General features: G+C 69.6%; 17 protein-coding genes and 1 pseudogene. 12 read left to right on the forward strand and 6 right to left on the reverse strand.

What is annotated here, in order from left to right:
- The first annotated feature begins 166 nt into the window (after nt 1–166).
- On the forward strand, nt 167–1,378 hold the full coding sequence (locus NS2_RS16200) for an outer membrane protein assembly factor BamB family protein (RefSeq protein WP_033088469.1): 1,212 nt from the start codon (nt 167–169) through the stop codon (nt 1,376–1,378).
- 4 nt (nt 1,379–1,382) lie between these two features.
- Here the strand turns inward: NS2_RS16200 and NS2_RS16205 are convergent, their stop codons facing one another.
- A complete protein-coding gene (locus tag NS2_RS16205; protein ID WP_033088468.1) occupies nt 1,383–2,651 on the reverse strand; it encodes an adenosylmethionine--8-amino-7-oxononanoate transaminase in 1,269 nt (422 codons plus the stop codon).
- A 110-nt stretch (nt 2,652–2,761) separates the two neighbouring features.
- On the opposite strand from NS2_RS16205, the gene NS2_RS37520 reads away from it, so the two are divergent.
- The 4 genes and pseudogenes from NS2_RS37520 (at nt 2,762) to treY (ending at nt 8,308) form a co-directional block, all read left to right on the forward strand.
- A complete protein-coding gene (locus NS2_RS37520) occupies nt 2,762–3,385 on the forward strand; it encodes a MarR family winged helix-turn-helix transcriptional regulator (protein WP_228102726.1) in 624 nt (207 codons plus the stop codon).
- Between the two features lie 30 nt (nt 3,386–3,415).
- Nucleotides 3,416–3,754, forward strand: a pseudogene (locus NS2_RS37525) (GNAT family N-acetyltransferase); the annotation flags it as partial.
- A gap of 22 nt (nt 3,755–3,776) precedes the next feature.
- Nucleotides 3,777–5,888 (forward strand): glycogen debranching protein GlgX, encoded by a 2,112-nt coding sequence (glgX, locus tag NS2_RS16215; protein WP_033088467.1) that lies wholly within the window; start codon nt 3,777–3,779, stop codon nt 5,886–5,888.
- Nucleotides 5,889–5,899: 11 nt separating this feature from the next.
- Nucleotides 5,900–8,308 carry a malto-oligosyltrehalose synthase gene (gene treY / locus NS2_RS16220; RefSeq protein WP_052086571.1) on the forward strand — a complete coding sequence of 803 codons (2,409 nt, stop codon included), beginning with the start codon at nt 5,900–5,902 and terminating at the stop codon, nt 8,306–8,308.
- A gap of 16 nt (nt 8,309–8,324) precedes the next feature.
- On the opposite strand, the gene NS2_RS16225 is transcribed toward treY, so the two are convergent.
- Complete coding sequence (locus tag NS2_RS16225) at nt 8,325–9,776, reverse strand: serine/threonine-protein kinase (protein ID WP_052086567.1); 1,452 nt, start codon at nt 9,774–9,776, stop codon at nt 8,325–8,327.
- Nucleotides 9,777–9,859: 83 nt separating this feature from the next.
- Nucleotides 9,860–11,011, reverse strand: a complete 1,152-nt coding sequence (locus tag NS2_RS16230; protein ID WP_147207201.1) for a T6SS phospholipase effector Tle1-like catalytic domain-containing protein — start codon at nt 11,009–11,011, stop codon at nt 9,860–9,862.
- Between the two features lie 189 nt (nt 11,012–11,200).
- Here NS2_RS16230 and NS2_RS16235 point away from each other — a divergent pair, with 189 nt between their 5' ends.
- Entirely contained in the window at nt 11,201–11,881 is a 681-nt protein-coding gene (locus NS2_RS16235) for a response regulator transcription factor (protein WP_052086566.1), read from the forward strand.
- A 41-nt stretch (nt 11,882–11,922) separates the two neighbouring features.
- Here NS2_RS16235 and ilvA read toward each other — a convergent pair whose 3' ends face one another.
- Both ilvA and NS2_RS16245 read right to left on the reverse strand, forming a co-directional pair.
- Nucleotides 11,923–13,278: a threonine ammonia-lyase IlvA gene (gene ilvA, locus NS2_RS16240; RefSeq protein WP_045437862.1), complete on the reverse strand. Its 1,356-nt coding sequence runs from the start codon at nt 13,276–13,278 to the stop codon at nt 11,923–11,925.
- Nucleotides 13,279–13,445: 167 nt separating this feature from the next.
- Nucleotides 13,446–13,883, reverse strand: coding sequence for a nitroreductase family deazaflavin-dependent oxidoreductase (locus NS2_RS16245; protein WP_033088465.1), 438 nt, complete (start codon nt 13,881–13,883; stop codon nt 13,446–13,448).
- A gap of 86 nt (nt 13,884–13,969) precedes the next feature.
- Here NS2_RS16245 and NS2_RS16250 point away from each other — a divergent pair, with 86 nt between their 5' ends.
- The 6 genes from NS2_RS16250 (at nt 13,970) to NS2_RS16275 (ending at nt 21,653) form a co-directional block, all read left to right on the forward strand.
- The gene (locus tag NS2_RS16250) at nt 13,970–14,188 is read left to right on the forward strand and encodes a hypothetical protein (protein WP_033088464.1); all 219 of its coding nucleotides are present in this window, start codon (nt 13,970–13,972) and stop codon (nt 14,186–14,188) included.
- A gap of 101 nt (nt 14,189–14,289) precedes the next feature.
- A complete protein-coding gene (locus tag NS2_RS16255) occupies nt 14,290–14,901 on the forward strand; it encodes an MspA family porin (RefSeq protein ID WP_081985996.1) in 612 nt (203 codons plus the stop codon).
- Nucleotides 14,902–14,966: 65 nt separating this feature from the next.
- The gene (locus NS2_RS16260; protein WP_071811984.1) at nt 14,967–16,940 is read left to right on the forward strand and encodes a hypothetical protein; all 1,974 of its coding nucleotides are present in this window, start codon (nt 14,967–14,969) and stop codon (nt 16,938–16,940) included.
- An 8-nt stretch (nt 16,941–16,948) separates the two neighbouring features.
- Nucleotides 16,949–18,451 carry an exosortase/archaeosortase family protein gene (locus tag NS2_RS16265; protein ID WP_052086563.1) on the forward strand — a complete coding sequence of 501 codons (1,503 nt, stop codon included), beginning with the start codon at nt 16,949–16,951 and terminating at the stop codon, nt 18,449–18,451.
- A complete protein-coding gene (locus tag NS2_RS16270; RefSeq protein WP_033088463.1) occupies nt 18,448–19,920 on the forward strand; it encodes a glycosyltransferase in 1,473 nt (490 codons plus the stop codon). Before NS2_RS16265 ends, NS2_RS16270 begins: the two co-directional genes overlap by 4 nt.
- Entirely contained in the window at nt 19,917–21,653 is a 1,737-nt protein-coding gene (locus NS2_RS16275; protein WP_186817598.1) for an ArnT family glycosyltransferase, read from the forward strand. Before NS2_RS16270 ends, NS2_RS16275 begins: the two co-directional genes overlap by 4 nt.
- 9 nt (nt 21,654–21,662) lie before the next feature.
- Here the strand turns inward: NS2_RS16275 and NS2_RS16280 are convergent, their stop codons facing one another.
- Nucleotides 21,663–22,811 (reverse strand): beta-mannosidase, encoded by a 1,149-nt coding sequence (locus NS2_RS16280; RefSeq protein WP_033088462.1) that lies wholly within the window; start codon nt 22,809–22,811, stop codon nt 21,663–21,665.
- Between the last annotated feature and the right edge of the window lie 26 nt (nt 22,812–22,837).

The raw sequence follows: 22,837 nt of genomic DNA on the forward strand, positions 1-22,837 counted from the left end.
CCCGGATCCGCGCGATAGCGGGCGTGATCGGATTCGGCATGATAGCCGGCGGCACGATTCTCGCCGTCTACAGTCGGTTCTTCGCATCGACGCGGCCGTTGAAGAGCAACACCTCGGTTATCCGAGTGCTTTCAGCCAGAACCTTTCGGGCCTCGATATTTCCGTCATGCCGCGCGCTTTCGCCACCGTGGCCTGCCTACTGGGCGGGGCGGTGCTGATCGCGGTGGCGATCGCCGTGGTCCGGCTGTACCGCGACTGGGACGGGCACCGCGGCTTGGCGCACAGCTTTCACGCGGTCGAGGCGTGGCACCGGCTGCGGTTGCAGAATCCCCTCTTCGGGCAACTGCCCACGGCGTTCGCCGCCAGTGCCCTCCTGGTCATCGGAACCGTATCGGCCATCTGCGTTTTCGTGCTGCCGGAACAGCTCCGCCGCCTGTCGAAGCGGGCACTGATCATTTCGGCGGTGATCGGCGTGGTAATTCCCGCTGCCACCGCGGTCGCCGCGGTGCGGGCCGGTGACGACAACCGCAATGTCGACCACACCACCGCGGCCCGGGCGACGGTGCCCGCGCGACCGACCCGTCTGGGCACGCAGCAGTATCGGATTCGCATGCCCGCGAACTGGTATGACGAGGGCATCCGCAATGAAGGCCTGGTTGCCGCGGGCACCGGATACGTCGTGGCGTCGCGGCAGGGAATCACCGCCTACGACGGCGAGACCGGCACCCCGCGCTGGCACTACCTGCGCAGGAACACCGAATACCGCGGGCGGGACGGCATCGTCTACCACGCCGGGACACTGCGCTCGGCCGACAACGGTGCGGTCGTGCTCGCCGAATGGGCCACATTGGGCTGGATGGCCTTCGACGCGAACACCGGCGAGATCCTCTGGCAGGATTCGGATTTCACCCGCGACGCGAACGCACAGCGGGACGCGCCGACATTCGTCGCGGGCGAGCCCTGGTTCGCTCCGGCCCCCTTGATCACCTACGGGCGCAGCGAGTTCCGGGGCTACGATGCGCGCACCGGGGCAAGATTGTGGTCCGCGAACCTGCTCCCGCAAGGGTGTGCGACCGCGAATTACCTGAAGATCAGGGTCACCACGACCGCCTTCTACCGAGCCGCCGGTTGCGTCGACGGTGCCGACCAATCGGTCATCGCGACCGCTTTGGACCCCCGCACCGGGGCGATGATCGGCAACCGCGAACTGATGCGGGCCGCGGCCGTGAAGGACCACAACGCATTCGTCGGCATCGACGGCGACGGCGATACCGTCGTCGTCCGGTGGCTGGAGTCCCCGGACAACGGCGAAATCGTGGTCCGGGATCCGGCTCGGCTCGTCACCGCCGCGATCGTCCGAGACCGGGACCGGGAGTAGGCGCTCAGACAGCGGCGGCGGCTCGCATGGCGGTGGTGATGCGGGCGATGTCGTCGGTGGTGCTGATGTACGGCGGCATCGCGTAGATCAGATTGCGGAAAGGGCGGAGCCAGACGCCGGATTCCACTGCCGCGTAGGTGGTTTTGCGCATGTCCACGGGGTGGTCGAGTTCGATGACGCCGATGGCTCCGCGGATGCGGACGTCGGTGACGCCGGGCAGATCGCGGGCGGGGGCGAGGCCGGAGTGGAGTTCGGTCTCGATGCGGTGGACCTCGGCTTGCCAGTCACGGGAGAGCAACAGTTCGATGGAGGCGACCGCGACGGCGCAGGCGAGGGGGTTGCCCATGAAGGTGGGGCCGTGCATGAGGCCGCCGTGGGAGCGGCTGATGGTTTCGGCGATCCGCGAGGTGCACAGGGCCGCGGCGAGGGTCAGGTAGCCGCCGGTGAGGGCCTTGCCCACGCACATGACATCGGGGCGCACGTCGGCCTGTTCGGCGGCGAAAAGGGTTCCGGTGCGGCCGAATCCGGTGGCGATCTCGTCGAAGACGAGCAGGACGTCGTGGGCGTCGCAGAGGCGGCGGAGGTCGGACAGGTAGCGCGGGTCGTGGAAGCGCATGCCGCCCGCGCCCTGGACCACGGGTTCCACGATGACCGCGGCGAGTTCGTGGGCGTGGGCGGCGATCACCTGTTCGAGTTCCGCGACGTAGTGCGGCTCATAGTTTTCCGGCGGGGCGCCGGCGAAGACCTGCGGGGTGAGCACGTCGGTCCACAGCGAGTGCATGCCGCCCTCGGGATCGCAGACGCTCATGGGGGTGAAGGTGTCGCCGTGGTAGCCGCCGCGCCAGGTCATCAGGCGGTGCTTTTCGGGGCGGCCGAGGGCGCGCTGGTATTGCAGGCACATCTTCGCGGCGACCTCGACCGACACCGAGCCGGAGTCGCAGAGGAAGACCTTGTCCAGACCCTCGGGGGTGAGCTCGACCAGCAGCTGCGAGAGCCGGACCGCCGGTTCGTGGGTGAGGCCCCCGAACATCACGTGAATCATCTTGCCCGCCTGCGCCTGCAGCGCCGCGTCGAGGACCGGGTGCCGGTAGCCGTGGACCGCCGCCCACCACGAGCTCATGCCGTCCACGAGGTCACGCCCATCGGCCAGGGTGAGCCGGGTGCCAGACGCCGAGGCGACGACGAGCGGTTCCGTCCCGGCCGGGAAGCCGCCGTAGGGATGCCACACGTGCGCCGCGTCGAGGGCGGTGATCGCGTCGGGGGTCAATGCCACAGGAGGTCCTTACGAGGAGCTGGCTTGAACGCCGTTCAAGTTACCACGGACCCTGTCCCGACCCGCCGGTGCGGCGTATTCTTTGACCCGGTCAAAGAATTGGAGCCGAGATGGCAACCAGTACCCGCGAGGGCCCCGTCAGCACCCGCGAAGACCCCGTCGAGGCCCGCCACATCGCCGCGATCCGCGCCTTCAACCGGCGCTACACCCGCATCATCGGAGTTCTCCAGGGCGCGATGCTCGGCACCGAATACTCACTCACCGAGGGCCGAATCCTGTTCGAGCTGGCCGATTTCGGGCCCTCGGAGGTGGTCGACATCCGGCTGGCCCTCGACCTGGACGCCGGATACCTGAGCCGGATCCTGACCAAATTCGAGGAGCGGGGACTGGTGGCCCGCCGCAGATCGGACTCCGACGGTCGACGCCAGGTGGTGGAGCTGACCGAGACCGGGCGCGCCGCCTTCGACGTCCTGGATCGGCGCACCCAGGAACAGATCGGCGGGCTGCTGGTCCCGCACGCGCCCGGCGTGCGCACCCGGCTGGTCGGGGCCATGCGGACCATCGAGCAGATCCTCGACACCGAGGCCGAACCCGATCCCGCCGCCGTCGTGCTGCGCGAGCCGCGGCCCGGCGAGCACGGCTGGGTGATCGCCCGCAATGCCGAGCTCTACGCCGAGGAGTTCGGCTGGAACGGTGAGTACGAGGCGCTGGCCGCCAAGATCGTGGCCGACTAGCTCAATTCCCGTGACCCGCAGCGGGAACGGGCCTGGATCGCCGAGTACCGGGGCGAACCGGTCGGCTGCGTCTATTGCATGCGCGAGCACGACACCGTGGCCCGCCTGCGCCTGCTGCTGGTCGAACCCACCGCGCGCGGCCTCGGCGTGGGCAGCGCGCTGGTCGACGAATGCCTGCGCTTCGCCACCGAGGCGGGCTACTCCGAGCTGGTGCTGTGGACCAACGACGTGCTCACCTCGGCCCGCCACATCTACGAGCGCGCGGGTTTCACACTCACCGAATCGAATCCGCACCACAGCTTCGGCGTGGATCTGGTCGGCCAGACCTGGCGGCGGCCACTGCGACCGGGGGCCGAACCGGCGCGCTAGCGGCCGCCGATAGGGTGCCTGCATGGCTCCCGCGACTCCCGGCCCGACCCCGCTCGGCGTCTGGCCGGGGACCGCCTACCCGCTGGGCGCGACCTACGACGGCGCCGGGACCAACTTCTCGGTCTTCTCCGAGGTGGCCCGGCGGGTGGAGCTGTGCCTGATCGACCCCGACCACCGCGAGACCCGGATCCCGCTCGACGAGGTGGACGGCTACGTGTGGCACGCCTACCTGCCGGGCGTCACGCCGGGACAGCGCTACGGCTTCCGCGTCCACGGCCGCTTCAACCCGGCCCGGGGCCTGCGCTGCGACCCCAGCAAGCTGCTGCTCGACCCGTACGGCAAGGCGTTCGAGGGCGATTTCGGCACCGACGCCGCGCCCTACAACTACGGCCAGAATTCGCTCGGCCACACCATGACCGGGGTGGTCATCAACCCGTACTTCGACTGGGCCGACGACCGCCCGCCGCGGCGGGCCTATCACGAGACGGTCATCTACGAGGCGCACGTGAAGGGCATGACCTTCACCCACCCGGAGGTGCCGCCGGAATTGCGCGGCACCTTCCCGGGCATGGCGCATCCGGCGATCCTCGCGCACCTGCGGCAGCTGGGCGTGACCGCAGTCGAGCTGATGCCGGTGCACCAGTTCCTCGACGACCGCATCCTGCTCGATCGCGGCCTGCGAAACTATTGGGGCTACAACAGCTTCGGCTATTTCGCCCCGCATCGCGGCTATGCCGCGGGCCCCTCCCCCGCCGCCGCGGTGACCGAATTCAAGGCCATGGTCCGTGCCTTCCACACCGCCGGGATCGAGGTCATTCTCGACGTGGTCTACAACCACACCGCCGAGGGCAACGAATTCGGCCCGACGCTCAGTTTCCGGGGCATCGACAATGCCGCGTATTACCGCCTGGTGGAGGGTGATCCGCAGCATTACATGGATTACACCGGCACCGGCAACAGCTTCAATATGGCCCACCCGCACGCCCTGCAACTCATCATGGACTCGCTGCGCTACTGGGTCCTCGACATGCACGTGGACGGCTTCCGCTTCGACCTGGCCGCCACCCTGGCCCGCGAATTGCACGATGTGGACCGGCTTTCCACCTTCTTCGACATGGTGCAGCAGGACCCGGTGGTGAGCCAGGTCAAGCTCATCGCCGAACCCTGGGATGTCGGCGAGGGCGGCTACCAGGTCGGCAATTTCCCGGTGGCCTGGACCGAATGGAACGGCAAATATCGTGACACCGTACGCGATTACTGGCGCGGGCAGCCGGCGACCCTGGGCGAGTTCGCATCCCGGCTCACCGGCTCGTCGGATCTGTACGAAGCCACCGGCCGCCGCCCCAGCGCGAGCATCAACTTCGTCACCGCGCACGACGGCTTCACCCTCGCGGATCTGGTGTCCTACAACGAGAAACACAACGAGGCCAACGGCGAGGGCGATCAGGACGGCGAGAACTACAACCGCTCGTGGAATTGCGGTGCCGAGGGCCCGACCGAGGATCCCGAGATTCTGACCTTGCGCGCCCGCCAATCCCGCAATCTGCTCGCCACCCTGCTGCTCTCCCAGGGCACGCCGATGCTGTTGCACGGCGACGAATTCGGCCGCACCCAGCGCGGCAACAACAATGCCTACTGTCAGGATTCACCGCTGTCGTGGATGGATTGGACACTTATGCACACCAATGCCGAGCTGCTCGAATTCACCAGGCGCACAGTCGCGTTGCGGGCCGCGCACCCGATCTTCCGCCGCCGCCGTTTCTTCGACCCGGCCCCGGATCGGCGCGGTCCCGGCGAGATCGCGTGGTTCACCCCCGGCGGCGCGGAAATGACCGACGCCGACTGGAAGACCACCTTCGCCCGCTCACTGGCGGTCTTTCTCAATGGCGACGGCATCCACGAACCGGGCCCGCGCGGCGAACGTGTCACCGACGACTCGTTCCTGCTGTGCTTCAACGCACATGACCAACCCCTCGACTTCACCCTGCCCGACGCCGCGCACGGCAACAGCTGGTCGATCGCCCTGGACTGCTCCACGCCCACCGGCGACCCGGCCGCCGATCCGCCCCGCCCCGCCGCCTCGACCGTGCAAGTCGCCGCACGCTGCCTGCTCGTGCTGCGCCGTACGGCATGATCGATACCGCCATGACCAGCTCGCCCGAACACCACACCGGCCCCATCGCCCGGCAGACGCCCGTGCGCAGCACCTACCGCCTGCAGCTGCGGCCCGACGCGCTCACCTTCGCGGACGCGCGCTCGATCGCCGAATACCTGCAGCAGCTGGGCATTTCGCACCTGTACCTGTCGCCCGTCATGACCGCGGCCCGCGGCTCCACGCACGGCTACGACGTCACCGACCCGGCCACGGTCTCCGCGGCCCTCGGCGGGCCGACCGGGCTCAAGACCCTCGCCGACGAGGTGCGCAGCCGCGGCATGGGTTTGATCGTGGACCTGGTGCCCAACCATGTGGGCGTGGCCGATCCGCGGCAGAACCAGTGGTGGTGGGATGTGCTGCGGCTGGGCAAGGAGTCGCAGTACGCCTCCTGGTTCGATATCGACTGGACGCCGGGCAACGGCGCGGGCGGGCGCATCGCGCTGCCGGTGCTGGCCGGGGAGAACGATCCGGCCGCGCTCACCGTGGACCGCTCCGGACCCGAACCCATGCTGGCGCTGCACGATATGCGCTTCCCCATCGCGCCCGGCACCGACGGCGAGAACGCGCTGCGCATCCACGACAAACAGCATTACCGGCTGGTCAACTGGAAGTCGGGTCTGTGCGGGTACCGGCGCTACTTCACCGTCGGCGGGCTGGCCGCCATCCGGCAGGAGAATCCGGACGTCTTCGAGGCCACCCATCGCGAGCTGGCCGCCTGGTGCGAGCACGACCTGATCGACGGTGTGCGCGTGGATCATCCGGACGGCCTGGCCGATCCGGGCGAGTACCTGCGCCGGTTGCGTCAGCTCATCGGCCCGCAGCGGCTGCTGCTGGTGGAGAAGGTGCTGTCCAATCGCGAGCCCCTCGACGCCACCCTGCCCATCGACGGCACCACCGGCTACGACGCCCTCGCCGATATCGGCGGCGTGCTCATCGACCCGGACGGCGAGAAGCAGCTGACCGAATTGTCGCGTCAGTTCACCGGTCACGGCAGCGACCGCGCCTGGTTCACCGAGCAGGAGCACCGGATTCGCCGCGCGGTCGCGGAGACCATGCTGGTGCCCGAGGTGCGCCGCCTGGTCGCCGCCATCAAGCGCGACGCCCGCGCCGACGCCTTCGACACCATGGCGCTGACCAACGCCACCATCGAGGTGCTCTCGTTCATGCCGGTCTACCGCACCGACTACGCACCGCTGGCCGGGATGGTCGGCGCGGTGGTGGCCGAGGTGGCGCGCCGCAATGCCGAGCTCACCGCGCCGCTGCAGGTGCTGGTGACCGCGCTGGCCACCGGCGGCGAGGCGGCCACCCGCTTCCACCAGGTGGGCGGGGCGATGACCGCGAAGGCCGTGGAGGACACCATGTTCTACCGCGCCGCCCGGCTGGTGTCGCTGCAGGAGATGGGCGCGGACCCGGCCCGCTTCGGCTGCTCGGTCATCGAATTCCACCTGGCCAATGCCGAGCGCGCCGCCCGCTGGCCCGCCACCCTGACGGCGCTGTCCACCCACGACACCAAGCGCGGCGAGGATGTGCGCGCCCGCATCGGCATGCTCTCGCAGGTGCCCGACATCTGGGCGCGCTCGGTGGGCACCTGGGAGGAGATCGCGCCCGGGCCCGACGGGGCGACCACCCTGTTCCTGCTGCAGACCATGTTCGGCGTCTGGCCCGCCGACGGCCGCCCGGCGGCCTCGGTGCCCGGGCTGCGCGAGCGGCTGCACCAGTTCGCGGAGAAGGCCGTTCGCGAGGCGGGCACCCAATCCTCCTGGGAGGAACCCGATATCGAGTTCGAGACGACGGTGCACCGCTGGATCGACACCGTCCTGGATGGTCCGGTCGGGGCCGAACTCGGCGAATTCGTCAATGATCTGGCCGGGCACGCCTGGACCGACGCGCTCGCGCAGAAGCTGCTACAGCTGTGCGGCCCCGGCATCCCCGACATCTACCAGGGCTGCGAACTGTGGGAGGACTCGCTCTCCGATCCGGACAACCGCCGCCCGGTCGATTTCACCCACCGCACCCTGCTGCTGCAATCGCTCACCGGCACACCGGATCTGGACCCCTCCGGCGCGGTCAAGATGTGGATCGCGGCCTACGCGCTGTGGCTGCGCCGCGAACGCCCCGACTGCTTCGTCGGCGGCACCTACACGCCCCTGTTCGCCTCCGGCGACCGCGCCGGGCACCTCGTCTCCTACGCCCGCGGCCGCTCCGGCGAGACCCCCGAGGTGATCGTGGCCGTCACCCGCCACAGCATCCGCCTCGACGAGGCGGGCGGCTGGGGCGACACGGTCCTGGATCTGCCGCAGGGACATTGGACCGACCGGCTCACCGGCCACACCTTCTCCGGCCGCGCCCGGCTCGAGAAGCTGTTCGCCCGGCTGCCGGTGGCCTTGCTCGTGCGCTGACGGCCCGGCTCGGGCCTCACCGCGAGACGGTGCGGCAGGGCGGTTGAATGACGTTGTCGTCGTTGTAGACCGGCCAGTTCATGGCCGCGGAGGTCTGCGGGCCGAAGACACCGTCGCGGGTGATGGCGTGGCGCTCCTGGACGGTCAGGACGGCACGTTTGGTATCCGCACCGAAAATGCCGTCCACATCGGCGATTTCGACGCTGTAGCAGGTGCGCAGGGCCGACTGGAGGGTCTTGACGCCCTCGAGGGGCCCCTGGGCGGCGTCCTTGCCCGACAGCAGGCAGCGGCGACCACCGTCGCCGGTCACGGGTACGACGGCGTGCAGACCCGGAGCCACCGGCACCGTGGCGGTGTAGACGCAGCGGGCGCTGATCGGTGCCGACGGGGCGGATCCGGCGGCGACCCGGGCGGGCGCGGAATTCCAGTGCAGGACACCGACTATGACCGCCGCGCCGACCACCACGGCGGCCGTCACCGCGGCGATGGTCACGGTGCGCCGTCGGGTCCCGCGCGGCCGGACCGAGCCGTCCGCGGGGGTCCCCTTGTCCTCCGGTGCCGTCGGCAGTCGCTCCCCCAGCCCGAGCTGCCGCCACGCTTCGGTGGCCGCCCGGTGCCGCCGCTCGGCCGCGCGCCGGGCCAGCACGGCCGGTATGCCGCGCCGCGCGGTCCGGTGCAGGGCGAGCGCGGCGGCCGCGGCCAGCTCGCCGCAACTGGCTTGCCGGTCGGCCGGATTCCACGCGGTGGCCTTGGCCAGCACCGCGCCGAGCGTGCCCGGGAGCCGGGAATCCCGTTCGGGTATCGGCAATTCGCTGGGTAGCTCGCCGGTTACCAACTGGTACAGCGTGACCGCGAGCGCATGCACGTCCGCGCGCGGCCCCGCCGGGCGGCCGACCCGCTGCTCGGGCGGCGCGTACGGCTGCGAGAAGGCCCACCGCCCGCTGGCCGTCTGCGTCTCCCCCGCCGCGAGACTGCGCGCGATGCCGAAATCGCCGATCAGCACCCAATCCGCACCCCCGGTCCCGGTGGTGCGGAAGATATTGGCGGGCTTGACATCCCGGTGTACCACCTGATTCGCGTGCGCGTAGTCGAGGGCATCGGCCACCGCGGCCACCATGCGCACCGCCCGCGCCGGATCGATGCCGCACGGGTTCTCGTCGATCAGGTCGGCCAGATCCCCGCCGGGCACGTATCGCATGGCCATCCACAGCACGCCGTGATCGTCGCCGAAACCCTTGATATCGACAATATTCGGATGCTGGAGATTCGCCACCAGCTGGGCCTCGCGCCGGAACTGCGCGGCCCCGGCGGCATCTGCCACCACCGGCTCGAGCACCTTGAGCGCCACCGGCATCTCCAGTTCGGGATGCCTGGCCAGGTACACGGTCCCCATGCCGCCCGCGCCCAACCGGCGTTCGATCACATACCCCGCGAAAACCGCCCCCGCGACCAGCTCGGTAGCGCCCACCGTCCGCGCACCTCCTCCCGGAGTCCGCCGATGCGAGGATAACGCCGCGGCGACGGTCCGGTAGGAGGAAATCAGCATGGCCGTCAACTCGCGTGAGCGACCTTGCGCGGCAGCGGAACCAGGTCGACGGGCTCGATCAGATCCGGCGGCACCGGACCGCGCCCCGCCGCGCTCCAGCGCTCGATATTGGCCGGGCGGTAGCCCTTCCGGTCCGGGACGGTCGAGGCCAGGAAGCTGTCCTGATCCTCGTCCTGCAGCAGCTTGCGCCAGGAATCCCAGTAGAAGCGCCGACTGCCCCAACTCGTCGCCAGGCGTAGGTAATTCAGCACCTGGAAGGCGGGGCTCAGCGAATCGTGCCGGTGGGCGACGTCGAACGGGCAGCCGCTCAGCAGGGTGTCGCGGCGGTCGCGGTCGAAGGCCAGACCCTCGGCCTCGGCCTCGGCGATCATCCAGCGCAGGGTGATGTCGGACAGCCCGCAGTCGGAGTAGCCGCCGCCGATATCGCTGTGCACGCCCTCGAACCAGACCTGCTTGACCCGGTCGGGGCGGTCGTAGAGCTCGCGCTGATCGGCGGGGATCTCCCACAGGCAGGGCGCGAATTCGCGCCGCCGCTCGTCGATGGCCAGCGCCTGCCGCGCGCAGTGCACGATGCGCGACAGGCGCAGGTCGTGGAAGCGGTGCCGCCGGGCGGTCAGCCCCGGCACGCCCATCGCCCCGACCGTGTCGAACACGTCCAGGAAGTTGATGGTCGGGGTTTCGCGGTGGCAGTACTCGGCCCGGAATTCGGCCCACTCCAAGGGATCCGGGTCGTCCGGGTGCGCCCTGCGGGTCCGGTAGATCTCGAGCGCCCGGGGGTACTTGCCGTGAATGATGGCGTCGTACTTCAGGATTCCGAGCCGGTTGATCAACCCCGCCAGGCTGCGCGCGGTGTACGCACCCCGGCTGAACCCGAAGATGAAAATCTCGTCGCCCGGTTCCCAGTTCAGCGCCAGCTGCCAGTAGGCCGCCGACAGATTGGCCTCGAGCCCGAGCCCGAAGGCCCCGCCCATGATCCGATCCGACAGGAATCCGCGCGAGCCGGGGCCCGACACGTAGCAGATGCGCTGACCGACGGACTTCCCCTCCCTGTCCGCACCGGTCAGCTGCACCGTCTCCGCGATCTTGACGATGTTCGACACCGTCGTACTGGACTCGGCCTTCCAGGTGCCGTCACAGCACACCACAAGCCTTTTCATGAACGTCAGCCTCCCGTCCTGACCGTTCGGTTTCACGCGTAGTGAACTACCCGATTTATCCTCGCCCCGCCACGCGCCCGTTAACCCGGCGCGCGCCCCCGCAAGTACCGGCCCGCGCGCTGTTAACGGCGCGCGGTCGCTGCGCGATCGCTCATGATTCGTTCACGATCCCTGTGGCACCGTGGTCCCATGTCCGACGATGGAGTGAGCCCCCGCAGCGCATGGGTCCTGGTGTGCGAGGACGACGAGCAGCTGGGCGAGCGGGTCGCGGACGGGCTGCGCCGCGCCGGATTCATCGTCGATCTGACCCGCAATCTCGCCGAGGCGGGCGCGCAGTGCGGGGAGCGGCTCTACGACTGCCTCATCGTGGACCGCGGGCTACCCGACGGCGACGGCCTGGATCTGGTTCGGCGCCAACGCCGATCGGGTGATCGCACACCCGCACTGCTCATCACCGCCCGCGAGAGCCCCGCCGACCGCAACGAGAGCTACGCCGGGGGCGCGGACGACTACCTGGCCAAGCCCTTCTCGCTGGCCGAACTCGCCGCCCGAGTGCGGACGCTGTGCACGCTGCGCAAACCGGCGCCGACACCGGTGCTCACCGTCGGCGATCTGGTGGTGGACCGATTACGCCGCCGGGTCCGGCGCAGCGGTGTGCTGCTGACCATGACCACCCGCGAATTCTGCGCCCTGGAAATGCTGGCCGCGCGCGCCGGCACCCTGGTCACCCCGGCCGAGATCGCCGCGTTCTGCAGCGATCCCGGCGCTTCGACCACCGTGGTCGACGAGGTGATCACCCGGCTGGACCGCAAGCTGGGCGAGCCGCAGATCATCCACAGCTCGGCCGCGGGCTACCTGCTGCACGCCTGAATCACAGCTGCACGCCTGAATCCCCTACGGGGACAACCGGATCAGGTCAGATACCGGTAGGCGGGCGAGTTCGGGTCCAGGCGCTCGCACTGGATGGGCGACTCGTCCATCCGCTTGAGCAGCGCCTCGAGTCCCTCCGGCGTGCCGAGTTCGATGCCGACCAGCGCGGCCCCGGTCTCCCGGTTGTTGCGCTTGACGTACTCGAACACGGTGATGTCGTCGTCGGGGCCCAGGACCTCGTCCAGGAAGCGGCGCAGCGCGCCGGGCTCCTGCGGAAAGTCCACCAGGAAGTAGTGTTTCAGCCCCTGGTGCACCAGCGAGCGCTCGATGACCTCGCCGTAGCGGGAGACGTCGTTGTTGCCGCCCGAGAGCAGCACCACCACGGTCGAACCCGGCTCGATCTCGACCTCGTGCAGGGCCGCGGTGGCCAGCGCGCCCGCGGGCTCGGCGACGATGCCCTCGTTCTGGTACAGCTCCAGCATGGCCGTGCAGATCGCGCCCTCGTCCACGTGCATCATGCGGAAAGAGCCCGCGCCCGTGCGGGTTTCGGTGCTGGTCAGCAGGGGCAGCGAGGCGTGCGAGCGGACCGCGCCGCCGAAGCGCACCACCGCCTGGTACCCGACCGCGCCGACCCGGCGCACCGCCGCGCCGTCCACGAAGGGGTCGATGTCGGGCAGGGTCACCGGGCCACCGGCCACCAGCGCGGCGGTCATGGAAGCCGCGCCCGTGGGCTCGGCGGCCAGGATCGCGGTCCGCGGCGCGCGCTCGCGCAGGTAGGTGGCGATGCCCGCGAGGCAGCCGCCACCGCCGACCGGGACGATCACCAGATCGGGCTGACGGCCCAGCTGTTCGAGGAATTCGGCGGCGATGGTGCCCTGCCCGGCCGCGGTGCGCGGATCGTCGAAGGGCGGGACCATGGTGGCCCCGGTGCGGGCCACATCGTCGGCGGCGGCCGCGGCGGCCGCGTCGTAGGTGTCGCCGACGGCGATGAGTTCCACGAATTCGCCGCCGTGCACGCGGATTCGGTCGCGCTTCTGCTTGGGGGTGGTGGTCGGCACGTAGATCCGCCCGCGCACGCCCATCGCCTTGCACGCGAAAGCCACGCCCTGCGCGTGGTTTCCGGCGCTGGCGGTGACCACGCCCGCGGCCTTCTCGGCCTCGGTCAGCTGCACCATGAGGTTGTAGGCGCCGCGCAGCTTGTAGCTGCGCACGGCGGTGAGGTCCTCGCGCTTGAGGTAGACCTCGGCCCCGGTGAGCGCCGACAGCCGCGGAATCAGTTGCAGCGGCGTCGGCTCGATAATGTCGGAAATTCGCTTGGCAGCCGCATCGATCTCGTCCGCGCTCAACTCAGGCAGCGGACCGGACACTTTCTCTGCTACAACAAGCGGATCAGACACCCGAACATGCTAGCTGGGCGCACCCGCCGGGTCGGAGGCACCGCCGATTTACGCACGGATCGTCCGTTTCGCCGGTGGGTTCACGGCCGCGAAAATGCCCCGGCCACAAGGTGACCGGGGCATTTTCTATCGACCGCCGCGCTTCCCGGTGTCGCGGCGGGCGACGGTCAGGGGCGCGGGGTGAGGACGAACACCGGGATCTGACGGGTGGTCTTCTTCTGATACTCGGCGTAGTCGGGCCAGGCCTCGACCGAGCGCTTCCACCACAGTTCCTTCTCCTCGCCGAAGACCTCGCGGGCGTCGTAGTCCCGCAGGACCTCGCCGTCGCGCAGCTCGACGTGGGGGTTGGCGACGATGTTGTGGTACCAGACCGGATGTTTGGGTGCGCCGCCCAGCGAGGCCACGACGGCGTACTCGCCCTCGTGCTCGACCCGCATGAGCGGGGTCCGGCGGAGCTTGCCGGTCTTGGCGCCGAGAGTGGTCAGCAGGATGACCGGTTTGCCGCGCAGGGTCAGCCCCGCGGTGCCGCCGGATTCCTGAATCTGATCCGCCTGTTCGCGGGCCCAGCCCGAGGTACTGGGTTCGTACTCTCCGATTAGTGGCATGACGTGCTCAACCACCGTCGTCCATGTGTTGTTCCCGACAGCAAGTTCGGTTGTCCGAACTTTGGGTCGCCGTCTACCCTGACCGTATGGCAGTGGTTCACCCTACGGATACCGAGCGGGTCCCCGCGCGCGCCACCGTGGATATCGCTGGGACGGCGTGGCCGGTCTACAAGCTCGAAGCCTTGTTCGCCGGTGTCGTGGTCTGCCTGATGCTCGCCCTGATCACCGGTTCGGTCCAGGTCGCGGTGCTGGGGGCGGCCACCGTCACCGCCCTGCGCTGGCTGCTCGGCGCGGCCCGGGGCTGAGGTCCCGTTTCGACCGGCCAGAGTCACTTTTCCACCAAAAGGGACCAATCAGTCCGTGTCTTTCGGGCGAATTATGCGGTTCCTCTATTAGCTTGATCCGCATGCGGCTGTCCACTCCGGGCGTTCTCCTGCTCTCCGTCGGTGCCGCCCTCTGCTGCGCGCGGCCCGCCCAGGCCGACATCGTCACGCTGGCCCCGCACGAGCGGACCTACCAATCCACCTTCGGCAGCTTCACCGTCGGCAACCGCGACGAATTCATCAACCGCATCGCACCGTTGAACCAGGTCGGCACCACCCGTGAGGCCATGGTCAGGAACATGGCCTACGCCCGGGTCGACGGCATCGCCGGTGGCCAGCTCAAAACCGGATACCACGTCGGCTGCTCGGTCACCATCCCCAACGGCAATGTCGGCATCATCCCCCAGGTCTATGTGCCCAGCGCGCAACTTCCCACCCCGTCACTGACCATCATCGGACCCAATATCCAGGTGCCGATGAGCATCAACCTCGCACCGGGCGAGGTCAAGGACCTCGCTGTGGCCGACAAGGACCTCATCCCGGGCAAGACCGTGCAGATCATCATCCGCGACTTCCACATCGCCGTGAACCAGTGCGCCGGACCGGTCTCGATCCGTCAGTACACCTACATCTACGCCAAATCCGCCGAAACCGACGACAGCGGAGCGGTTTTCGGCGATCCCATCTGGCTCTGATCCGGCATCGGACCTTCCCGCAATCGTCGCCGTCCCCTGACACCCCGTCCCCAGGGAGCTGTTTGATGATCTCGCTATCGCTCACCTCCCGCACGCGGCTCGGCCGCTGTGCGGCAGCGGTCCTGCTCGCCATGACGGCGCTGTCGGCGCCCGCCGCGATCGGGTCCCTCGGTATGCCCTCCGCCGGTGCCGAACCGGGCGATCACCCGATTCCCCTGCAGAATCTGGGCCTGGGCAAGACGCTCGCGTTTCCCGGACGTGAGCACGAGACGGCCCTGACCCTGCCGCTGCTGCCCGGACTACCGCCCGTCGCGATCACCGGAACCGTGCAGTTGCCGCCCACGCTGGCGCACGGCACCCTGGAGACCCGATCCAAGCAGCGCCTGCTGGACCGGATCAACGTGCCGCTGGATCCGCGTGCGCCCGTTCGGATCTCGCTGGCGGGCGCGCCGGTCGAGGGCCGGGCGGTCAGCGTGTCGCTCACCTCTTCGCTGCTGCCGGAGCCGGGCATCTGCCCCGACGACTGGATGGGCCAGCCGTTCACGCTCTCCGATGTGGCGGTCGTGTATTCCGGCGAGGAGCAGCAGCCGACCACCGTCGCGGACTTCCTGCCGCCGGTACTGAACCGGCTCACCATGTACCTGCCCGCGAATCCCTCCGATATCGAGAGCGCCGCGGCGCTGACGCTGAGCACGACCGCCGCCGCACGCTACGCGAATCAGCCGGTCGCCTTGGACATCCGGCGCCTGGATGCCGCGGCGGCCGCACCGGACCATCCGCCCGCGTTCCTGGAGCGCCAGATCGTGATCCGGGAGGGCGAGGCCGGGCTGCGCGTCACCGGCGGCGCGGAACCGATCCTGACGATTTCGGGCGACAAGGACTCGCTGCGCACCCAGATCCAGTTGATCACCGGCGATCTCGCGCGCGCGGCCATGGCCGGGTCGGTCGCGGCGTTGACCGTGCCGGTCGCACCACAGCTCGCGCCGGAGTCCACCACCCTCGGGGCGCTGGGCCAGACCCAGCTGAGCGCGACCGCCATCGGCTACGTCCGGGTGGACTTCACCATCGACATGACGCGGCTGGGCCGCCCGGCCAAGGACGTGCGCATCCATCTGCGCGGCAATCACACTCCCCTGCCCGACACCCTGAACGGCCAGCTGGCCGTCACCGTCGGAGACCGGCAGCTCGCGGCCTGGCCGGTGGAGCCGTCCGGCCGCTTCGACGGGTGGGTCACGATCCCCAACGAGCTGCTGACCCGATTCACCACGGTGACCGTGACCTTGCAGCAGGCGGGCCTGACCCACGGCTGCGGCCTGGAACAGCCGGTCACCCTCACCATCGATCCCGCCGGCGAGGTGCGCGGCGAGCTCGCGCAGCCGCCGGTGCCCGGCGGGCTGGGCGCACTGCCGCAGGCCCTGCTGCCGGACGTGCAGGTGGGCTTGGGCGCACCGGGATTCGCCGACACCGTCCGGGCCGCGCAGATCCTGGTGGCCGTGCAGCGGCTGACCGCGGTGCCGCTGCGGCCGCGGCTGGTGTCCTTCGACACGGCGGTGAACAGCGAGCTGCCCGCGGTCCTGGTGGCGGCCGACGGCCCGGGACCGGAGATCCCTACGCTGCCGCTGGCGCGCAACGGCGAGACCCTGGTCGTCTACGGCGACGACGCCGAACTGGAAACCAAGATCGACCTGCGGCCGCCGCTGCAATTCGGCTCGCTGCAAGCCATCTGGACCGGCAAGCGCAAGGTCGTGGTCGGCACTTCCACGCAGGCCCCGGAACACCTCGATCACCTGCTGGATTGGCTGCTCGCCGACCCGGATCGGTCCTTCCGGCTGACCGGGCCCGTGCTGTTGCAGGCGGGTGACCGGGATCCGGAGTTCTTCGACCCGGCGGCCGGTGTCGCCGAACGGATCGCCGCCGCGGATTCCGGCGACTCACCCATCACCCTCGGCCGCCGACTCGCGCTCGGCGGCGGGGTGGCGCTGCTGGCGGGTCTGCTGGGCGCGGGCGCGATCCTGTTGCAGCGCAGGCGCGATCGCTGAGGCAGGCCATGACCGTCACCGATATGGCCCCCGCACCGCAATCCCGGCAACGGGTGCAACCGCGCACGCTGGTGCGGTTCGCCTTCGTGATCGGGAGCACGGCGGTCGCGTTCTGGAACACGTGGCTGGAGTTGATCGAGGACGTCCAGCAGGGCTCGGACATCGGCTACATTTTCGCCATTCCGGTGCTGTGCACGCTGGCCGCGATCGGCATCGCGCTGCGGCGGCGTCCGGAACTGCCCATCTACGACCGGCAGACCGACATCATCGTCGGTCTGCTCGGCTTGGCGGTGACGGCCGCGCTGGTGGGGCTGCTGGTGCTGCGCTATCCGTACGAGCACGAGGTGCTGCACCTCGACGTGCCCGCGGTGGTGCTGTTCGCGCTGAGCGTGAGCATCCTGGCGTTCGGTCTGCGACCAGCCATGCGGTTCTGGCCGGTCTGGGTGCTGGCCCTGGTCACCGCCGTGCCCACGCTGTACCGCGAGGTGGTCATCACGCTGGGCGGCACCACGGTCGCGGACGGCGCGGCCATGCTGGTTCCGGCGGCCGTCGCGGCGGCGATCGCGGCGGGCCGCACCCGCCGGCGGGCGCTGGCCGGCGCCGCGGGCGCGCTGGCGGCGGGCGGCATCGTGCTCGCGGCGCTGGAGTTCCGGTTCCCGGACTGGCCGATCATCGCGTTCCAGTTGATCCCGTCCATCGGCGGGCTCTACACGGCCACCACGATCATGTACTTCTACCACCGCGACTGGTCCACCGTGCGGGCGCTGGACCGGCCGATGCTGCCGTTCACCGCCAAGCCGTCCCGCGCGGCCGAGTGGACGATCATCGTGGCGACGGCGCTCATCGCGCCGATTCCCAATCCGACCGACTACCAGACCTCTCCCCAGCGTTTCGTGGATCTGGTGGTGGCGGACGCGCCCGCCGTCGCGCCGGGCTGGCAGTTGCTCGCCGAACGGCAGTACCCGTGGGCGCCCAGGTATTTCGGTCCCAAGACCACCTGGGTGCGGCAGCAGTGGCGAGCGCAGCGCGGTAATCCGCAGTGGGACAAGGAATCCCGCCGCCGCCGCATCATGGTCGATATCGTCCGCTCCGACAGCGCGCACACCATCGACCGCTACCCGGAGTTCACCCTGTATCGGCTCGACCAGCCACGGGTCAGTCCGCCGGTGCGGATCGATCTGGGCCACGGGGTCACCGCCCGGCTCAATTCGGTGCTCGACGACCGCAATCTGCTCAGCTGGACCTGGCTGACATGGACCTGGCAGGGACGCGACGGGGTCGAACGGATCAGCCTGATCTCCGCGGACAACCACCTGCCCGATGCGTCGTTCCCGCAGCCGGAGCCTTCGGTGCGCGGCAATTTCGTGAACCTGATGCACGAGATCCTGCGCGGCAACGCGGTGAACGTGGATCCGGAGTCCGTGCTCGGCGATCAGGACTCCGAGCACAAGGACCAGGACATGCTGACCGCGGTGGCCCGCGCGCTGGTCGCGATGGGAGCGGGCGAATGACGGGCGAACTCCCCGGTCTGGCCACGCCGGACGAACGCGCGCACGCCCTGCACGCGGCGGTGCACGGGTTGCGCGAGGACGATCCGATGGCCTCGGCGTCGGTGGCTTTCCTGCCGTGGCAGCGCAATTCGGCGCTGGCGGCGCTGGCGGTCGTGGTGGTGTGCGCGGTGTTCTTCCCGCTGCCGACGCTGATCGTGGTGGTGGCGGCGTGCACCCTCGGCTACACCGCGGTCATGCTGGACCGGGTGGTCGTCTTCGCGCGCGGGATGTCCCGCGACGCCATCCTCACCGTCGACGACGCCACCGCCCGCGCGCTGCCGGAATCCGAACTGCCGCCCTACACCATCCTGGTCCCCGCCTACGGCGAGCCCGAGGTGGTCGGTGATCTGATCGCCGCCCTCAACGGCCTGGACTATCCGCGCGACAGGATGCAGGCGCTGCTGCTGCTCGAGGAGGACGACGCGCCCACCATCGAGGCCGCCCACCGCGCCGGAATCGGCTCCGCGGGAAGCGAACACATCGCCATCGTGCTGGTGCCCGCCGCCAATCCGCGCACCAAGCCCAAGGCATGCAACTACGGATTGCACGCGGCCACCGGCGATATCGTCACCATCTACGATGCCGAGGACATCCCGGATCCGCTGCAATTGCGCCGGGTGGTGGCGGCCTTCCGCACCTTGCCGCGCTCGGTGGTGTGCATCCAGGCCAAGCTGGCCTTCCACAATGTCCGGCAGAATCTGCTCACCGCCTGGTTCACCATGGACTACGGCCTGTGGTTCAGCTTCCTGCTGCCGGGCCTCATGCGCTCGAGCGCGCCGATTCCCCTGGGCGGCACCTCGAATCATTTCCGGCGCAGTGTGCTGGTGGCGATCGGCGCGTGGGACCCGTACAACGTCACCGAGGACGCCGACCTCGGGGTGCGCATCGCGGCGCGCGGATACTCCACGGCCGTCATCGATTCCGTCACCCTCGAGGAGGCGAACCCGGACGCCATCAACTGGGTCCGGCAGCGATCCCGCTGGTACAAGGGCTATCTGCAGAGCTGGCTGGTGCACACGCGGCGGCCCGTGCGGCTGTGGCGCAAGATCGGGCCGGTGAGCTTCCTGCGGTTCACGCTGATCCTGGCCGGGACCCCGATCATCGCCTGCCTCAATCTGGTGTTCTGGTTCATCACGCTGGCCTGGGTGTTCGGGCAGCCCGGGGTGATCGAGGAGATGTTCCCGGCCGCGGTCTACTTCCCCGCGCTCATCGCTCTGGTGCTGGGCAATGCGGCGACGGTGTACATGAACCTGGTCGCCTGCCGCGAGAACGGCCGCCCCGATCTGCTGGTGGCCTGCCTGACCTCGCCGCTGTACTGGGTGCTGATGGCCGTGGCCGCCACCAAGGGCTGCTGGCAGCTGCTGCGCAATCCGTCCTACTGGGAGAAGACCTTCCACGGTCTGGGCACCTCGACGAAGGCGGCCGAATGAGCATCGCGACCGATGTCCCGGTGGACCTGTCCGGCGGCGCGGCGGAGCACACCGCGGCGGGTGGGCGAGCACCCGGCACGCGGATCCCGCGCTATCTGTTCCTGGTCTCCGCGCTGCTGTACCTGGCCACCGGCACCTTCCTGACCGCGGGCCGCGGCTATCTGGCGGGCGATGCGCTGAGCCGGGTGTCGGCGACGGAATCGGCGCTGTTCAGCCGGGATCCGCATCTGTCGGCCATCGGTTTCGTGTTCACGCCGCTGACCTCGCTGGCGCAGCTGCCGTTCGTGGCGTTCGCGCCCTGGTTCCCGGGCATCACCCGCTGGGGGCTGTCGGGGGTGCTGATGACCGCGCTGTTCATGGCGGGCGCGGTGGTGATGATCTGGGGCATCGCCACCGATCGCGGTGCGCCGCAATGGCTGTGCTGGCTGGTCACCGCCGCGTGCGCGCTGCATCCGATGGTGGTGGTCTACGGCGGCAACGGGATGAGCGAGGCGCTGTTCCTGTTCTGCCTGTGCTGGGCGGTGCGGCGACTCATGCGCTGGGTGCGCACCGACGGCGTGCACGATCTGGTGGCCTGCGGCATCGCGCTGGGACTGGGCTATCTGACCCGGTACGACGCGCTGGCTCCGGCGGCGGCCGCGGGAGTGTTCGTGTGCGCGCTGAGCTATCTACGGGGGCGCGGGTCCGAGCACCGATTCAGCGGTGCGGCCATGGATCTGGTGCTGGTGGGTGCGCCGGTCGCGCTGTCGTTCGTGGTCTGGGCGGCCACCAGCTGGCTCATCACCGGGCAGGCGTTCCAGCAGTTCACCTCGCAGTACGGCAATTCCGCGATTCTGGCGCAGTCGGGCGCGGAGGCGCCGCATCACCCGTTCGCGGCCATGTCCTACTCGATCGGCGCGACCCTGATTCTCGCGCCGACACTCCCGCTGTTGCTGCCGATCGCGGGGGCGCTGGCCATCCGCCGCCGCGAGCTGGCGCCGCTGGTTCCCATGCTGCTGTGCGGGGCCGTGCTGGCCTTCCAGACACTCAGTTACGCAAGCGGTTCCACCTTCGCGTTCCTGCGCTTCTATGCGGCCGCCATCCCGCTCACGGCGATTCTCGCGCTGCTGCTGATGCCCGCGCGCGGGGCCGCACCCAGTCGCAGGCTCGGCGCGCACGCCGACGCCCGGGTCGAACCCCCGGCCGGGCCGGGCCGGGCGGCCCCGGTCCTCAGCGCGGCGCTGGCGGCGCTGCTGCTGATCGCCTCACTGCCGGTGACGGCGTGGGGCATGAACAGCCAGCTGATGGCGGTGCAGGAATACGCGCTCGGCGCGGTGCTCTTCCCGAACCCGGACAATGTGACGCCCAAGTACAACGACGAGGTGCGGATCGCGGCGACCTTCTCCACCGAGCGCCGGCTGGCCAACTACCTGGACGCGCAGCAGCTGGCCCCGGGCTCCATCATCATGGATACCGTGTACGGGTTCGCGGTGCAGATCGCGTCGGAGCACCCCGAGCGCTTCGTCATCCCCTCCGACCGCGATTTCGTGCGCACCCTCAACCGTCCCCTGGATCGCGGCGTGAAATACATTCTGGCCGTCCCGAATTCCGGCCGCGGCACCTCCGACGCGGTGAACCGCCGCTACCCGACCATGTACGAGAACGGCGCGCAGATCGCCACTTTGGTGCTGGAGGTCCCCAATGACGTTGCCGGGCAGCCGAACTGGCGGCTGTACCGGATCATCGGGAGCTGAGCGCGCCGCTCAGCCCAGGGTGGAGCGCTCGGCGACCAGGCCCCAGAGCGGATCGTCGGGGCCGACATCGTAGGTGCATTCGTCCGATCGGGGATCGGGGACGTACGCCCAGATCACCGCCCCGGCGGTGCCGCCGTCGCGCTGGCCGGAGATCCGCTGGGCCATGCGGTCGCGCCGTTCATCGAGGGACTCGCACGAACCGGCGTTCTCCCCGATCTCGCCCACCAGCAAGGGCTTTCGCATGGCCCGAGCCTGCACCAGGCGATGCCCCAGTCCCGAGGGTCCGCCGATCAGCGGGCTGTCGGCCTCGCTGTAGTCGTGGTACTCGACGACATCCACGTTCGGTGATTCGCTGACGGTGCGGAAATCCTCACCCGCCGTGCCGCATTGGCTCCCGCCGACATACCCCGCGAAGATCAAGCGCTGGGGGTCGAGTTCGCGCACGATCTTCCCGGCCTCGTCCATGAAGGCGCGCAACACTCGCGCCGCGTCCTTGGGGCAGGTCCGTGACCGCAGACTGCACTGCCCGTCGCGGCATACGCTGGTCTCCGGCTCACCCATCAGTTCCCAACCGGCCAGCACCGGCTTGCCACGCCACCGGCCGATGGCGGTGCGCAGCCAATCCTGGAATCTCATGACCATCCGTCCGGGCACCGGATCGAACTGCTTCCAGCCGTCGACGTACCACTGGCGCTGCGTGAAGGTCTCGCTCCCGCAGTCCCCGGTCTGGGTGCCCAGTACCGGCAGCACGATGCGGCCGTGCTTCTCGGCCGCGGCGAACACCGCGTCCGCCGCGGTGAAGTCGAGCTTGCCGGTGTTCTTGTTGACCGCGAGGGCTTGGAACATGGCGAACCGGGTCAGGGAGTTCTCCGGCACCTTGCTGAAGAAGGCGTCCAGGTCCACTTCCGCGCCGCACCCGAAGTTGACGGCGTAGTCGGTGGCCAGCTGCGGGCCGTTGAATCCCGAAGGCCACCAGGGCCGTCCGCGCAACAGGAGTCCGTCCGCGCTCGCGGAGACCACTGCGGGGGCGGCCGGGGGCGGCTGCGGCAGTGACGTGGCGGTCACATGGTGGGGCTGACTCTGGCCGCAGCCCGAAACAGCCAGCGAGCCGGTGGCGATCAGCGCGGCCAGTCGGCGAAGACGTGCGGCAGCCACCATATTCGGGACCCTACCGATGCCGGTAG

This window comes from Nocardia seriolae NBRC 15557 (genome assembly GCF_007990715.1).
Taxonomy (GTDB): Bacteria; Actinomycetota; Actinomycetes; order Mycobacteriales; family Mycobacteriaceae; genus Nocardia; species Nocardia seriolae.

Bases quoted from the DNA above. Each gene is read 5' to 3' on its own strand.
- NS2_RS16200 (WP_033088469.1), top strand. From the start codon at position 167: ATGCCGCGCGCTTTCGCCACCGTGGCCTGCCTACTGGGCGGGGCGGTG.
- NS2_RS37520 (WP_228102726.1), top strand. From the start codon at position 2,762: ATGGCAACCAGTACCCGCGAGGGCCCCGTCAGCACCCGCGAAGACCCC.
- glgX (WP_033088467.1), top strand. From the start codon at position 3,777: ATGGCTCCCGCGACTCCCGGCCCGACCCCGCTCGGCGTCTGGCCGGGG.
- treY (WP_052086571.1), top strand. From the start codon at position 5,900: ATGACCAGCTCGCCCGAACACCACACCGGCCCCATCGCCCGGCAGACG.
- NS2_RS16230 (WP_147207201.1), bottom strand. From the start codon at position 11,011: ATGAAAAGGCTTGTGGTGTGCTGTGACGGCACCTGGAAGGCCGAGTCC.
- NS2_RS16235 (WP_052086566.1), top strand. From the start codon at position 11,201: ATGTCCGACGATGGAGTGAGCCCCCGCAGCGCATGGGTCCTGGTGTGC.
- NS2_RS16245 (WP_033088465.1), bottom strand. From the start codon at position 13,883: ATGCCACTAATCGGAGAGTACGAACCCAGTACCTCGGGCTGGGCCCGC.
- NS2_RS16250 (WP_033088464.1), top strand. From the start codon at position 13,970: ATGGCAGTGGTTCACCCTACGGATACCGAGCGGGTCCCCGCGCGCGCC.
- NS2_RS16255 (WP_081985996.1), top strand. From the start codon at position 14,290: ATGCGGCTGTCCACTCCGGGCGTTCTCCTGCTCTCCGTCGGTGCCGCC.
- NS2_RS16260 (WP_071811984.1), top strand. From the start codon at position 14,967: ATGATCTCGCTATCGCTCACCTCCCGCACGCGGCTCGGCCGCTGTGCG.
- NS2_RS16265 (WP_052086563.1), top strand. From the start codon at position 16,949: ATGACCGTCACCGATATGGCCCCCGCACCGCAATCCCGGCAACGGGTG.
- NS2_RS16270 (WP_033088463.1), top strand. From the start codon at position 18,448: ATGACGGGCGAACTCCCCGGTCTGGCCACGCCGGACGAACGCGCGCAC.
- NS2_RS16275 (WP_186817598.1), top strand. From the start codon at position 19,917: ATGAGCATCGCGACCGATGTCCCGGTGGACCTGTCCGGCGGCGCGGCG.
- NS2_RS16280 (WP_033088462.1), bottom strand. From the start codon at position 22,811: ATGGTGGCTGCCGCACGTCTTCGCCGACTGGCCGCGCTGATCGCCACC.